We start from the raw sequence: 14088 nt of genomic DNA on the forward strand, positions 1-14088 counted from the left end.
CTAACTTTCCAACACGGTGGCGAACACGATGTCGGTCACAGCGAGTTCGCTGCCGTCGACAAAGGTCAGATTGTGAATGCGACCAACAGCTTTGAGATCAGCGGCGGCCAGGGTGAGCAGGGCGATCTCGGCGGGAGCACCGCATATTACTGCGGAATCCACCTCGGACTTTTGCGACGCCTTCGCATCCGTTTTGGCACGACGGATTCCCGTCAAAGCGCGGCTGGCCAGATCGAGCAGAGCGATATTGCCGGTGGCAACCTCGTCACTGCCGAGCAGATCGGCTGCGACCGGCCATGGCGCGGTGTGCACCGAGCCGTCGTTCGACCAGGACCAGGCTTCTTCGGTCGCGAACGGAACGAACGGCGCGAACAGGCGTAACAGTGTCGCCAGTGCAGTGCGCAGCGCGGCAACGGCAGAAGCCTGGCCGGGCCCGGGCTCGCCGTAGGCACGTTCCTTCACCAGCTCGAGGTAGTCGTCGCAGAAGGTCCAGAAGAAGCTTTCCGTGGTCTCCAGCGCGCGCGCGTGATCGTAGTTCTCAAACGCGGTCGTGGCTTGGGCGACGACCGCGGTGAGGCCGGCGAGCATGCTCTGGTCGACTGGTTCGGTGATCGGCGCCGTACTGCTGCCCTGCGACATGGAGACGAACTTGCTCGCGTTCAGAATCTTGATGGCGAGGCGGCGGCCGATCTTGATCTGCGTCGGGTTCTGTGGGTCGAAGGCCGCGTCGGTGCCCAGGCGCGAGGATGCCGCCCAGTAGCGCACCGCGTCGGATCCGTGCTTCTCGAGCATGTCGGCCGGGGTGACGACGTTGCCCTTCGACTTCGACATTTTCTTGCGGTCGGGGTCGACGATGAAGCCGCTGAGCGCGGTATGCTGCCACGGCGACACACCGTGTTGCTGCTCGGCGCGCAGCACGGTGGAGAACAACCAGGTGCGGATGATGTCCTGGCCCTGCGGGCGCAGCGAATAAGGGAAGACGAGCTGGAACAGTTCCGGGTCTCGCTCCCAGCCACCGGCAAGTTGCGGAGTGAGCGAGGACGTGGCCCAGGTATCCATGACGTCGACTTCGCCCACGAAACCGCCAGCCTCGCCGCGCTGGTTCTCGGTATAGCCGGGCGCGGCATCCGAAGAGGGATCAACCGGCAGGAGGTCGCGCGTGGCGACAATCGGCTGGTCGAACACCGGGTTGGCGTCGGTGTCGAGCGGGTACCAGACGGGCAGAGGCACGCCGAAGAAGCGCTGGCGGGAGATGAGCCAGTCGCCGGTGAGACCATTCACCCAATTCTCGTAGCGCACCTTCATGAATTCAGGGTGCCAGGCCAGCTCGGTACCGTGCTCGAGCAACCGTGCGCGCAGTTTTTCGTCGCGGGCACCGTTCCGGATATACCACTGGCGAGTCGAAACGATCTCCAGCGGTTTGTCACCCTTTTCGAAGAACTTGACCGCGTGCACGATCGGCTTCGGCTCGCCGATCAGGTCACCGCTGGCTGTCAAAAGCTCAACCACGGCGGCCTTCGCGCCGAACACGGTCTTGCCGGCAAGCTGCGCATACGCATCGCGGCCGACGACGGAGGTGATCGCCTCCGGGGCTTCTGCGATGATGCGACCATCGAAACCCATGATGGCGCGGTTGGGCAGGTCGAGTTCGCGCCACCAGACCACGTCGGTCACGTCGCCGAAGGTGCAGATCATGGCGATTCCGGAACCCTTGTCCTTCTGGGCGAGGTGGTGCGCGAGCACGGGAACCTCGACACCGAACACCGGCGTCGTCACGGTAGTGCCGAACAGATGCTTGTAGCGTTCGTCATCGGGATGCGCGACGAGGGCGACGCACGCCGGGAGAAGTTCGGGGCGGGTTGTCTCGATCTCGATCGTGCTGCCGTCGGGCTTGAGAAACGACACCCGGTGATACGCGGCGGGCATTTCTTTGTCTTCGAGTTCGGCCTGGGCCACAGCGGTGCGAAAAGTGACGTCCCAGAGGGTCGGCGCCATCGCCTGGTACGCCTCGCCGCGTTCGACATTGCCAAGAAAAGCGAGCTGCGAGGTGAACAGCGCCTCCTGGCCGATGGTGCGGTAGGTCTGGGTCCAATCGACACTCAGGCCGAGGGTACGCCAGAGGGCTTCAAACTGCTTCTCATCTTCTTTGGTGAGGGTTTCGCACAGTTCGATGAAGTTGCGGCGGCTGATCGGCAACTGGTCGGCGGCCTTGGAGCTCTTGCCGTCTCCACCTTCGAACGGTGGAACAAAGTTCTCGGTGTAGCCGAGCGAGGGGTCGCAGCGCACGCCGTAGAAGTTCTGCACTCGGCGTTCGGTGGGCAGACCGTTGTCATCCCAGCCCATCGGGTAGAACACGTTCTTGCCGCGCATCCGCTGAAAACGGGCAACGACATCGGTGTGGGTGTACGAGAAAACGTGGCCGATGTGCAGTGAACCAGATGCGGTCGGCGGGGGAGTGTCGATCGAGTAGATCGTCTCGCGGGTGGCGTTCGCTCGTGCAAATCGGTAAGTGCCGTCGGTTTCCCAGCGGGACTCCCACTTGGTTTCGAGCCCTTCGAGCGCAGGCTTTTCGGGGACGCGGTCGGCGTGGGTCATAACTCTCCGGTTCGGTGTATTCGGCACCGTGTGAATGGTGAGGTGCCCGAGTGTGCCCATCCAATCTACCCGATCGGCCCTTTTTCCCCGAACGGGGGCCTTCCTCCCCAGCGCGAATGCGCTCGTTTCACACGGGTGCGCGGGGCACTGCGGCGAGTAACTGCGCCGAGTATGGATGCTGTGGCGCGGCAAAGACGCGCTCCGCCGGGCCGATTTCTACGATGCGCCCGTCACGCATGACCGCGATCTGATCGCTGATGTGTTGCACGACACCGAGATCGTGCGAGATGAAGATGAGGCTGAGCCCGCGCTCTCGCTGCACGTCGTCAAGGAGATCGAGCACTTGGGCCTGAACGGTCACGTCGAGTGAGGAGACGGGTTCATCACAGATGAGAATCTCGGGTCGACCGGCTAGCGCCCGGGCGATACCAACCCGCTGTCTCTGCCCGCCGGAGAGTTCGAGCGGGCGTCGGGGCAGCACGGTCGGCGCAAGGCCGACCTCGTCGAGCAGGCTGGTGAGTCGCGTCGTCGTGTGCGGTGCGCCGCGCTCGTGCCGCAGGTTCAGGGCGTCGGTGAGGATTTCGGCGACACTCCAGCGCGGATCGAACGAGCCGAGGGCGTCCTGATAGATCGCCCCAACGGATGCCCGCAGTCCGCGCCGGGTCTTTTCGCTGGCCGCGCTCCACGGCTCGCCGAAGACGTGAACTTCACCGTGCTCTGGCGCCAGCAACGCGAGCAGAAGACGAGCTACCGTGGTTTTGCCGGAGCCGGATTCGCCGACGATGCCGAGGGTACTGCCGTGGTGCAATGTGAACGAGACGTCGTCGACGGCGAGCTGGCTGGTGCCATCGGGGCGTCGAAAACTCTTCGACAGCCCGATGGCTTCGAGCACGACGGTGCTTTCGAGCGAAACCTCAGCGCGGAAATTGGTCGGTGTGCTGAGAGTGCTCGAGGTGCTGAGAAAGCGCGGTGCGTCCGGCCTGGCGGACGGGCTCAGTCGCGTGCCGCGTGGTTTGTCGGCCGGTATCGCGGCGACCATTCTCCGGGTCTGCTCGTGCTGGGGCGAGCCTAGAACCTGTGTTGTGCGGCCGGTTTCCACGAGCTGTCCGTCGTGCATGACGGCGACCCGGTGTGCGACCCGACTCACCACGGCCAGGTCATGGCTGATCAGAAGCACGGCGGTACCGGCACCGGTGATCTGTTCAAGCAGTGCCAGAATCTGCGCCTGTACGGTGACGTCGAGCGCCGTCGTCGGTTCGTCGGCGATCAGCAGCGGCGGGTTCAACGCAATTGCCGCCGCAATCAAAGCACGTTGACGTTCGCCGCCGGATAGCTGCCCCGAGAGCTTGCGCACCTGCAATTCGGGGTGCGGCAGTCCGACCGCGTCGAGCAGCTCGAGCACTCGCCGTGCCCGGCCCGCAGCACCAAGAGCGGTGTGCAGCCGGAGCGAATCAGCGATCTCTCGGCCGATCGGCCTCAGCGGATCGAGCGAGACCAGGGCATCCTGTAACACCAGGCCGACGTCCTTGCCTCGTCGGCCCTGCCATGCGCGATCGGTCAGCCCCAGAACGTTCTGCCCGCCGAGCTCGAGCCGGTCGGCACTGACCCGGGAATTCCTACCGGCCAGACCAAGCAGGCTGCGGGCGGTCACACTCTTGCCCGAGCCGGATTCGCCGACGATGGCGAGGCACTCACCCGGGGCGACGACGAACGACACACCGCGAACGACCGGTTCGGCCGAGCCGAAACCAACCCGCAGATTGCGCACGGTCAACGCGGCAGCACTGTCACTTTTGAGTACCGGCCCATTCATACGTGCCTCATCCGCCGGTCGATGCTGCGGCCGAGTACCGTGGCGGTCACGGCGGTCAGCACGATGAACAGGCCGGGAAAGAAACTCATCCACCAGGCCGAGGTGATGTAGGTGCGCCCGGCCGAGAGCATGGCGCCCCACTCCGCGGTCGGCGGTTCGGCGCCGAGCCCGAGGTAGCTCAGCGTTGCCGCCCAGACAATGGCCTGGCCGATGCCGAGGGTTGCGAGAACGAACAGGGGGGCGAGGGTGTTGGGCAGAATGTGGCGCAGCAGAATCTGCCACCGAGTGCGGCCGAGCACGGTCGCCGCCTCGACGAACGCTTGTGATCGCACGGTAATCAGCTGGGCCCTGATGATGCGCGCATACCCGGGTGCTGTCGACAGTCCAACAGCAATCGTCGCGGTGACCACGCCGGGGCCGAAGATGACAATGAACAAAAGCGCCAGGAGTAACCCCGGAAAAGCGAAAAGTACCTCAAGAAATCGATTGACGGTGAAATCGATGACACGGCCCAGCATCCCAGCCAGGGTGCCCAGCACGATGCCGAGCCCTAGTCCGATCGCGGTAGCGGCAGCCCCGATCACGAGTGAATACTGAGTGCCGTGCACGACTCTGGTGTAGATGTCGCGGCCCGATTCGTCGGTGCCGAACCCGTGTGCGAAGTTCGGCGGCTGGAACGCCGAGAGCGGGTCGATCGCGAGGGGGTCGCCCGGTGCCAACAACTGTGGCACCACCGCTGATGCCACCAGGAACAAGGCGAGAACGCCAGCTGTTGCCTCGGCAACCCCGAGACGGCGCGACGGGCCGGACCGGCGGGATTGGGCCGCGAGGCCGGCCTGCACTTCGAGGTCGCTCATGTCAGACGCAATCGCGGATCAACGAGGCGACTGGCAGCATCCGTGAGCAGTGTCATCAGGATATAGGCGACCGCGACGATCATGACCACGCCGATCACCACCGGAACGTCCCGAAGGGTCACGGCATTGAGCAGGGTGCGGCCGAGGCCGGGGCGGGCGAAAATGGTCTCGACGACGACCGCGCCGCTGATCAGGGAACCGAACGCCCATCCGGAGAGGCTGATCGCTGGCAGCGAGGCGTGGCGTAGCGCGTGCACCCAGCGCACACCACGCTCACTCTCGCCGCGGGCGCGAGCCGAGAGTACGAAGGGGCTCTCCAGCGCGCCGAGGAGCGATTCGCGCATGATCTGCCCGAGAAATCCGGCCAGCGGAACGGCCAAGGTGAGAACCGGCAACACGAGCCCGGCGATGTCGCCGGTGCTGATCGGCGGCAGCACGCCGAGCCCGATGCTGAACACGACGATCAACGAGGTCGCGAGCCAGAAGTGTGGCAGTGCGGCCGCGACGATTTCAAGGCTCGACCCTACCCGGGCGGCGACTTTGCCACCGCGGGTCGACCAGGTGGCGAGGGCGAGGGCGAGCAGCCAGGCGAGAATAAGGGCAAGAACGGCCAGGAGCAGGGTGCCGCCGAGCTGGCTGAGCACGAGCGGTCCGACATCCGTGTTGAGTGCATACGACCGCCCGAGGTCGCCGGTTATGAGCCGGCCCAGCTGGGCGAAATACTGCACGATCACCGGTTGGTCGAAGCCATATTCGGCGCTCACGGCAGCAAGCGCCTCCGGCGAGGCTTGCGATCCCGGACCCCCCAGAACGGCCTGGGCGGGGTCACCCGGAATGAGTCGCACCGCAAAGAACGTAATGGTGGCCACCATCCACAGCACGAAGACAGATCCGGCCAGTCGGGCTGCGAGTCGGGGGAGCACAAGGGCCAACATCTCGAGCGCGACGGGGAATCGAGCGCGCGCGCTGGCACCGTCCCGGTCGGGGAGAGCCCGGCCCGGTCCGGGGCGACCGGCCGGCGCTACCGGTTCAGCCACACGTCGTACAGCGTGGGAACGGCCACGGTCGGTAGGGTACGCAGGCCTATCACGTCGCTACGCAGCAGAAAGTGGTTCTGTTGGTCGTAGAGCGGCAGAATGTAGAAGCCCTCCAGAATGCGGTCTTGGGCATCGGAATAGAGTGCCGCGCGTTCTGTGGCATCCGCCGTGCTCGCAGCAGTCGTGAGCAGCTCGTCGATCGCGGGGTCACTGACCTGGGCGAGATTGGCGAAATAGCCGCTCGGTGCCGGCACGATGCTGTCGGAGTGGTACAGAATGCGCAGTACGTCGGGGCCGACCTTGGTGTACGGCGCGCTGACCGCGTCGTAGTCGTTGCTGGCGAGGGCGGCGTACCAGCTGGAAAGATCCATCGGGCGCAGTTTTACCTCGAAACCGGTGGCCTTCGCCGTGGCCTGGATCTGCTCGAATACGCTCTGCTCGGCGGGAATGGACTGGTTGGTACTCACCGGAAACTCCACCGTCAGGCGAACGCCGTCTTTGATGCGGTAACCGTCGGCATCAGTCTCGTTCCAGCCGGCTTCATCGAGCAGGGTACCGGCAGCGGTCGGATCATAGGCGAACAGGGCGGCGTTCGAGACGGCGGTCGGCTCGACGCTCGACAGTGCCGAGTACGAGCGGGTCGCCGTGCCCTGGAACAGGCTCGACACGGCGTCGTCGACGTTCGCCGACCGGATGAACGCCTCCCGAACGCGCACATCGTCGAAGGGCGCTTGACCCGAGTTCAGTTCGATGCGGTTGGAAGAGCCGGGACGCGGGGAATCGAGCTCTTCGAGTGAATCACTCTGCTCGGCCTGCACGATCGTGTCGGGCTGGGCGTTGTCGATCACGTCGACCTCGCCGGACTGCAGGGCTGCGTACCGCGAAGCGGAATCGGGAATGAACCGCCAGATAACCGTGTCGAGGTAGGCGGGACCGGAATGGCCGGCATCCGCTGGCGGGGAAACGTAGTCATCGTTGCGCACCAGGGTGATGGCGTTCTGTTTCACCCAGCTCTCCACGATAAACGGGCCGGTGCCGACCGGGGCAGCGCAGTTCTCGTCCTGGCTGCGTTCGAGCGCCGCCGGCGATTCGATGGCGAGCCACGGCTGGGACAGCGATTCCAGCAGGGCACTGTCGGGTTCGCTGAGGGTGAAGCGCACGACGGTGGGGGAGACCGCCTCGGTGCCGGTGACCTTACCGAGGGCGAGGTATCCGGTCGAGGACAGCGTCGTCGGGTCTTGCAGATGAGCAATGTTGGCCTGCACCGCGCTCGCGTCGAAAACCGTGCCGTCGGTGAAAGTCACGTCGTCGCGCAGGGTGAATTCCCAGGTCAGGCCGTCGGCGCTCGGAACCCAGGACTCGGCCAGCCAGGGGATGATCTGGCCACTGCTGTTGCGGGAGACGAGCGACTCGAGGTATTGGGCGCTGACCAGCGCCTGGGGAAAGTTTCCGCCGACGTGCGGGTCGAGGCAGCTTGGTTCGGCGTCGCCCGAGGCGTAGGTGATCGTGCCGCCACTTTTGGGCTCACCGACCGATTCGGTCGAACCGGCCGCGGTGCAGCCGGCGACGAGCAGCCCGAGGGCGACCAGGCCGGCGAGGGAACCAAGCGCACGAGTAGTGCGCCGTGGAGCGGTTCGCGCCGGAGTGCCAGTTGGGGCGGGGCTGTGGGAGGCGGGCCGGGTAGGCATTCACAAACTCTTTCCCCGGCATTCGCTGCCGAGTTGATAGCACGTTGAACCGGCCCCTCGTGCGAATGAACCGGCCTTTAACACTAACGCCGCCTGCGTTCCGGTAGAATCAAACGCGAATGACAGTGACCCGGCTATCACCGGGAAGTCTTCGGAAGAACGGATGCTCACCCCCGGGTGGACAGCTCAGTAGAACCGAACGAGTCGGGCCCGTCACAGCCTGTGAACAAGCGGTCGCCCGGCAATTGTGGGCGGCAAGCGAGGTGGTACCGCGGCGATTTCTACAGGATCGTTCGTCCTCGTGGAGCAGGGCCCCTGTGACCCGTCCCGGTAGGAGAAGCAATTTGTACCCCAAGAAGCGCAACGCCCCCAGTGGCAGCACCCCCCTGAACGGTGAGCCGACGCCCGGCGCGAACATCGTTCCGTCGCCGAACTTTCCCGCGCTGGAAGCCGACATACTCGCCTTCTGGAAGAGCGACGACACGTTTCAGGCCTCGATCGACCTGCGTGAAGGCGCCGAGGAATGGACTTTCTACGACGGACCACCCTTCGCCAACGGCCTGCCCCACTACGGTCACCTCCTCACCGGCTACGCCAAAGACCTGTTCCCACGGTTTCAAACCATGCGCGGCAAGCAGGTACACCGCCGTTTCGGCTGGGACACCCACGGCCTGCCGGCCGAGCTCGAGGCCGAACGCAAGCTCGGCATCACCGACAAGAGCCAGATCGAAGAGATGGGCCTGGCCGCGTTCAATGCCGTCGCTCGCGAGTCGGTGCTCGAGTACACCAAGGACTGGGAAGAGTACGTCACTCGCCAGGCTCGCTGGGTCGACTTCGACAATGATTACAAGACCCTCGACATCACGTTCATGGAATCGGTGATCTGGGCCTTCAAGCAGCTGCACACCAAGGGTCTCGCCTATGAGGGCTACCGGGTGCTGCCGTACTGCTGGCGCGACCAGACCCCGCTGTCCAACCACGAACTGCGCATGGACGACGACGTCTACAAGATGCGCCAGGACCAGACGGTCACCGTGACCTTTCCGCTGATCGGTGCCAAAGCCGAAGCGCTCGGCCTCACAGCGGTCCGGGCCCTGGCCTGGACGACGACCCCGTGGACCCTGCCGACGAACTTCGCGCTCGCCGTGGGCCCCACAATTGTCTACGCCGTGGTGCCGGCCGGCCCGAACGGAACGCCAGACGCCGAGGTGCTGCGCGAGGGAGCAGTGGCGTCAGCTGAGGTGCTCGGCGCCGAGTACCTCATCGCGATCGACCTGGTCGGCAACTACGCGAAAGACCTCGGCTACGAGAACGCAGCGGAGGCATCCGCTGCTGTATCGCGCACCGTGCTCGGCAGCGAACTCGAGGGGGTCTCCTACGACCGCCTGTTCGACTACTACGCCGACGCATCGATCTGGGGCACCCAGAACGCGTGGCGCATCCTCGTCGCCGACTATGTCACCACGAGCGACGGTACCGGCATCGTGCACCAGGCGCCCGCCTACGGCGAGGAGGACCAGAAGATCGGTGAGGCCGCCGGCATCCCGGTCATCCTCTCCCTCGACGACGGCGGAAAGTTTCTCAGTGACGTTCCCGAGGTCGCCGGAGTGCTCTGGAGCGATGCCAACAAGCCCCTCACCGCGCTGCTCAAAGCCAACGGCCGGCTGCTGCGCCAGGCCAGCTATGAACACTCCTACCCGCACTGCTGGCGCTGCCGCAACCCCCTTATCTACAAGGCGGTGTCGAGCTGGTTCGTGCGCGTCACCGACTTTCGCCCGCGCATGGTCGAGCTCAACCAGGAAGTGAACTGGGTTCCGGAGAACGTGAAAGACGGCCAGTTCGGCAAGTGGATCGGCAACGCCCGCGACTGGTCCATCAGCCGTAATCGGTACTGGGGCTCGCCCATCCCGGTCTGGAAAAGCGACAACCCCGAGTACCCACGAACGGATGTCTACGGCTCGCTCGACGAACTGGCCGCCGACTTCGGCGTACGCCCCACCGACCTGCACCGCCCCTACATCGATGAACTCACCCGCCCGAATCCCGACGACCCCACCGGCCAGTCCACGATGCGCCGCATCGATGACGTGCTCGACGTCTGGTTCGACTCCGGCTCGATGCCGTTCGCCCAGGTGCACTACCCGTTCGAGAACAAGGACTGGTTCGAGGCGCACAACCCGGCCGACTTCATCGTCGAGTACATTGGGCAGACCCGCGGCTGGTTCTACCTGCTGCACGTGCTCTCTACTGCACTGTTCGACCGGCCCGCGTTTAAAAACGTGGTCAGCCACGGCATCGTGCTCGGCAACGACGGCCAGAAGATGAGCAAGTCGCTTCGCAATTACCCTGACGTCAATGAGGTCTTCGACCGTGACGGCGCCGACGCCATGCGCTGGTTCCTGATGAGCTCGCCGGTGCTGCGCGGCGGCAACCTCGTCGTCACCGAGGAGGGCATTCGCGAGGCTGCCCGCCAGGTCATGCTGCCTTTGTGGAGCACCTGGTACTTCTTTTCGCTCTACGCCAACGCCTCAGGAACCGACGGTGCCACCGGCTCCGACTCACGGGGTTATGAAGGCCAGTGGCGCACCGACTCCACCGACGTTCTCGACCGCTACCTTCTCGCCAAGACCCGCGACCTGATTGTGGGTGTCACGACCGATCTCGAAGCGCTCGACAGTACGGTCGCGGCTGCTCGCCTGCGCGACTTCGCCGACGTACTCACCAATTGGTACGTGCGCCGGTCACGCGACCGATTCTGGGGTGGAGCGGCCGAAGGTGCTACCGCCCACGAAGCCTTCGACACCCTCTACACCGTTCTCGAAACCCTCTGCCGGGTCACCGCGCCGCTGCTGCCGCTGGTCACCGAGCGCATCTGGCAGGGCCTGACCGGCGGCCGCAGCGTGCACCTCGAGGACTGGCCAGACGCCACCCTGTTCCCCGCCGACGAGAACCTGGTCGTCGCGATGGATCAGGTGCGCCTGATCAGCAGCACCGTGTTATCGCTTCGCAAGCAGGCAAGCCTGCGCGTGCGCCTGCCGTTGACCAACCTCACTGTCGTCACCGGCAATACCGCCGCACTTTCGGCGTTCGTGGGAATCCTCCGCGATGAGCTCAATGTGAAAACGGTCACCTTGATCGAGCTTGAAGACGACAGTGCCGCCGCCTACGGTGTCACGAGCAAGCTCGTCGTCAACGCCCGGGCTGCAGGTCCCCGCCTCGGTAAGCAGGTGCAGCACGTTATCAAGGCCGCGCGTGCCGGTGACTGGAGCGAGTCCGACGGCGTCGTCACGGCCGGTGGCATCGCGCTCGAAGCGAGCGAATTCGAGTTGACTCTCGAAGCGAACAACGTCGGTACTGACGGCGGGACGGCCTTGGCGTTGTTGCCCGGCGGCGGTTTTGCGCTTCTCGCGACGAACACCACGCCCGAACTTGAGGCTGAAGGTTTCGCCCGCGACCTGATTCGCGCCGTGCAGGACACCCGCAAGTCGGCCGGTTTTTCGGTGAGCGACCGCATCCGTCTCGATCTGGTCTTTCAGAGCGAAACGGATGCCGAATCCTTCGACCTCGCCCTCGGGGTCGATGTGGCGGCCGAGACACTCGCCACGAGTTTCACCACGCATCGCCCGTCAACCGGGGAAATTCTTGCGGAGTTGCCGTCGGAGTGGCTCGAGGCTCGCGTCGGCGCTCCCGTCGAACACTACGTCCGGTTTGAAGCACACCACTATGTCAACCAGGGCGCCGTCATTGTGGCCGTCGCGCGCGTGAACGGAGCCATCCTTGTCTGAGAACGACACCCCTACCGACGACACCCCTACCGACGGCGCACCCGCCGACGACAGCACTGATTGGAAGAACATCACCGGGCGCGGCGACGACGAGGAGCCGATGAACCAGCCGGCTCCGCTGGACGCTTTTCGCGAAGCCGGCGACGCTGTTTTCGCTGAATTATTGCAGCGGGTGGGGGAATCGCAGCCGCAGCCGCGCCTGGCCCCAACCCGGCGCGCCCTCGATTTTCTCGGCGACCCGCAGGGGTCGTACCCGATCATCCACGTGGCCGGCACGAACGGCAAGACCAGCACGAGCCGCTTGGTCGAGAGCATTGTTCGGGCCTACGGGCTGCGCACTGGTCTGCTCACCAGCCCGCACCTGGTGCGGCTGAACGAGCGCATCGTCATTGACGGCGAGCCGATCAGCGACCAGATCCTTGCCGCTAACTGGGCCGACATCCAGCCCTACCTGCAGCTCGTCGACGCCGAACTCGATGCCGCCGGCGAAGTGCCGCTGACCTTCTTCGAGGCGCTCACCGTGCTCGCGTACGCCTGCTTCGCTGACGCGCCGGTAGACGTGGCCGTGATCGAGGTCGGGATGGGCGGCGAGTGGGACTCCACCAACGTCGCCGACGGGCAGGTCGCGGTGTTCACGCCGATCGCGCTGGACCACACCCTGCGACTCGGCACGACCGTTGCCGAGATCGCCCGCACCAAGAGCGGCATCATCAAGCCGGCAGCCGCCGTTGTCTCCGCAGCGCAGAGCGCCGACGTGCAGGCCGAACTCAACCGTGCCGCCGAGCTGAGCGAGGCGACGCTCGCGCGTGAGAACGAGGGCTTCGAACTGATTTCCAGTACCGTCGCTGTCGGCGGGCAGGTCATCTCGGTCCGCGGTCTCGCCGGCACCTATACGGACCTGTTCCTGCCGCTGTACGGCACTCATCAGGCCCACAATGCGGCGCTTGCCATTGCTGCCGTCGAGTCGTTCCTCGGCGCGGGCAGCCAGGCGCTGGTCGGTGACCTGCTCGCGGAAGGCCTCGGCACGGCGACTTCGCCCGGTCGCTTGCAGCTCGTCGGCATCGAACCGACCGTTCTCGTAGACGCCGCGCACAACCCGCACGGCGCCGGCGCTCTCGCCGCCGCCCTCGAGGACTACTTCGACTTCGATGAAATCGCCGTGGTTGTCGGGATTCTCGCCGACAAGGACGCCGAGGGCATCATTGCCGCCCTCGCCCCCCAGGTCGACCGGTTCTACGTTACGGAGCCGCACTCCGAGCGCGCCGCGCGCATGGACGACCTCGCTGACAACATCGCCGAGTGGACGAGCGATGAGGTTACTTTTCGCTTCGACGACCTGGCCGGCGCGCTGGAGAGCGCACGGGAATGGGCCGCCGAGGCCCCCAAGCGTGCCGTGCTCGTCACCGGGTCGATCGTGCTCGTCGGCGAAGCGATCACCCTGGCGGTCGCCGGCGAATGGATGGAGAAATGAGCTCCGTGGGCGCCGACGATGCAGACGCTGACTCGCGCGCAGGTCGGTTTCGCCGGTCGCCCGGCCCGCGCTCGGTCAAACGCACACTCGCTACCATCGTGCTCGGCTTCGAAACCATCGTCGTATTTCTCGGTGCGGTGGTCACCCTCGGGCTGGTATCGGTGGCGACCGAGCCGGGTCCGGTCTCACCGCTGACTGTCATCATTGGCGGTGTGCTGCTGTGCCTGGCCATGGTCGTCCTGATCGCACTGCTCCGTTTTCGCTGGTCCTACCCGATCGGCTGGCTGCTGCAGGCGGTCATCATCGCTACCGGGTTCATCACCCCGGCCATGTTTTTTGTTGGCGCACTCTTTGCTGCCATGTGGACGTACTGCATGGTCACCGGCTCACGAATAGATCATCAGAAGGAGATTGAATGAACACCACGGTCGAAGAAACCCTCGTTTTGGTCAAACCCGACGGCGTTGCCCGCAACCTGACCGGCGAGATCCTGCGCCGCATCGAGGCCAAGGGATACTCCCTGGTTGACGTGAAGCTGGTCGAGCCTGACCGCTCGCTTCTCGCGGCACACTATGCCGAGCACGAGGGCAAACCGTTCTTCGAGCCGCTCGTTGAATTTATGGAAAGTGGGCCCATCGTCGCGTTCCGCGTCGCAGGCAACCGGGTCATCGAGGGGGTTCGCGCCCTGGCCGGCACGACCGATCCCACGACCGCCGCGCCCGGCACGATCCGCGGTGACCTCGGCCGTGACTGGGGCTCCAAAGTTCAGCAGAACCTCGTGCACGGCTCGGACTCGCCCGAGTCGGCCGCGCGTGAGCTCGCGCTCTGGTTCGACTGACCGA

General features: G+C 65.1%; 9 protein-coding genes. 4 read left to right on the plus strand and 5 right to left on the minus strand.

All coding sequences use genetic code 11. The annotated features are described in order from the left end of the window. The 5 genes from valS to E3T27_RS08250 form a co-directional block, all read right to left on the minus strand. Positions 1-2595: a valine--tRNA ligase gene (gene valS, locus E3T27_RS08230; protein ID WP_134572225.1), complete on the minus strand. Its 2595-nt coding sequence runs from the start codon at positions 2593-2595 to the stop codon at positions 1-3. Between the two features lie 127 nt (positions 2596-2722). Then, positions 2723-4408: a dipeptide ABC transporter ATP-binding protein gene (locus E3T27_RS08235; RefSeq protein WP_134572226.1), complete on the minus strand. Its 1686-nt coding sequence runs from the start codon at positions 4406-4408 to the stop codon at positions 2723-2725. Next, positions 4405-5265 (minus strand): ABC transporter permease, encoded by an 861-nt coding sequence (locus E3T27_RS08240; protein WP_104197842.1) that lies wholly within the window; start codon positions 5263-5265, stop codon positions 4405-4407. Before E3T27_RS08240 ends, E3T27_RS08235 begins: the two co-directional genes overlap by 4 nt. Further along, complete coding sequence (locus tag E3T27_RS08245; RefSeq protein WP_134572429.1) at positions 5262-6200, minus strand: ABC transporter permease; 939 nt, start codon at positions 6198-6200, stop codon at positions 5262-5264. Before E3T27_RS08245 ends, E3T27_RS08240 begins: the two co-directional genes overlap by 4 nt. Before the next feature lie 86 nt (positions 6201-6286). Continuing rightward, positions 6287-7990 carry an ABC transporter substrate-binding protein gene (locus E3T27_RS08250; RefSeq protein ID WP_134572227.1) on the minus strand — a complete coding sequence of 568 codons (1704 nt, stop codon included), beginning with the start codon at positions 7988-7990 and terminating at the stop codon, positions 6287-6289. Positions 7991-8334: 344 nt separating this feature from the next. Between E3T27_RS08250 and ileS the strand changes: the two genes are divergently transcribed. The 4 genes from ileS (at position 8335) to ndk (ending at position 14084) form a co-directional block, all read left to right on the plus strand. Then, entirely contained in the window at positions 8335-11775 is a 3441-nt protein-coding gene (gene ileS, locus E3T27_RS08255; protein ID WP_420898052.1) for an isoleucine--tRNA ligase, read from the plus strand. Positions 11776-11875: 100 nt separating this feature from the next. Further along, on the plus strand, positions 11876-13246 hold the full coding sequence (locus E3T27_RS08260; RefSeq protein ID WP_104198097.1) for a bifunctional folylpolyglutamate synthase/dihydrofolate synthase: 1371 nt from the start codon (positions 11876-11878) through the stop codon (positions 13244-13246). Then, positions 13243-13665 (plus strand): DUF4233 domain-containing protein, encoded by a 423-nt coding sequence (locus E3T27_RS08265; protein ID WP_233200952.1) that lies wholly within the window; start codon positions 13243-13245, stop codon positions 13663-13665. Before E3T27_RS08260 ends, E3T27_RS08265 begins: the two co-directional genes overlap by 4 nt. Continuing rightward, positions 13662-14084 carry a nucleoside-diphosphate kinase gene (gene ndk / locus E3T27_RS08270; protein WP_134572229.1) on the plus strand — a complete coding sequence of 141 codons (423 nt, stop codon included), beginning with the start codon at positions 13662-13664 and terminating at the stop codon, positions 14082-14084. The genes E3T27_RS08265 and ndk overlap by 4 nt, the downstream gene beginning before the upstream one ends. Positions 14085-14088 lie beyond the last annotated feature (4 nt).

Origin of the sequence: Cryobacterium lyxosi (assembly GCF_004403345.1) — a bacterium.
GTDB classification, from domain to species: Bacteria; Actinomycetota; Actinomycetes; order Actinomycetales; family Microbacteriaceae; genus Cryobacterium; species Cryobacterium lyxosi.

What these genes read in the sequence shown, in the direction of transcription:
- E3T27_RS08265 (WP_233200952.1), top strand. Translation starts at nt 13,243, where the DNA reads ATGAGCTCCGTGGGCGCCGACGATGCAGACGCTGACTCGCGCGCAGGT.
- E3T27_RS08260 (WP_104198097.1), top strand. Translation starts at nt 11,876, where the DNA reads ATGAACCAGCCGGCTCCGCTGGACGCTTTTCGCGAAGCCGGCGACGCT.
- E3T27_RS08250 (WP_134572227.1), bottom strand. Translation starts at nt 7,990, where the DNA reads ATGCCTACCCGGCCCGCCTCCCACAGCCCCGCCCCAACTGGCACTCCG.
- E3T27_RS08245 (WP_134572429.1), bottom strand. Translation starts at nt 6,200, where the DNA reads ATGTTGGCCCTTGTGCTCCCCCGACTCGCAGCCCGACTGGCCGGATCT.
- valS (WP_134572225.1), bottom strand. Translation starts at nt 2,595, where the DNA reads ATGACCCACGCCGACCGCGTCCCCGAAAAGCCTGCGCTCGAAGGGCTC.
- ndk (WP_134572229.1), top strand. Translation starts at nt 13,662, where the DNA reads ATGAACACCACGGTCGAAGAAACCCTCGTTTTGGTCAAACCCGACGGC.
- E3T27_RS08235 (WP_134572226.1), bottom strand. Translation starts at nt 4,408, where the DNA reads ATGAATGGGCCGGTACTCAAAAGTGACAGTGCTGCCGCGTTGACCGTG.
- E3T27_RS08240 (WP_104197842.1), bottom strand. Translation starts at nt 5,265, where the DNA reads ATGAGCGACCTCGAAGTGCAGGCCGGCCTCGCGGCCCAATCCCGCCGG.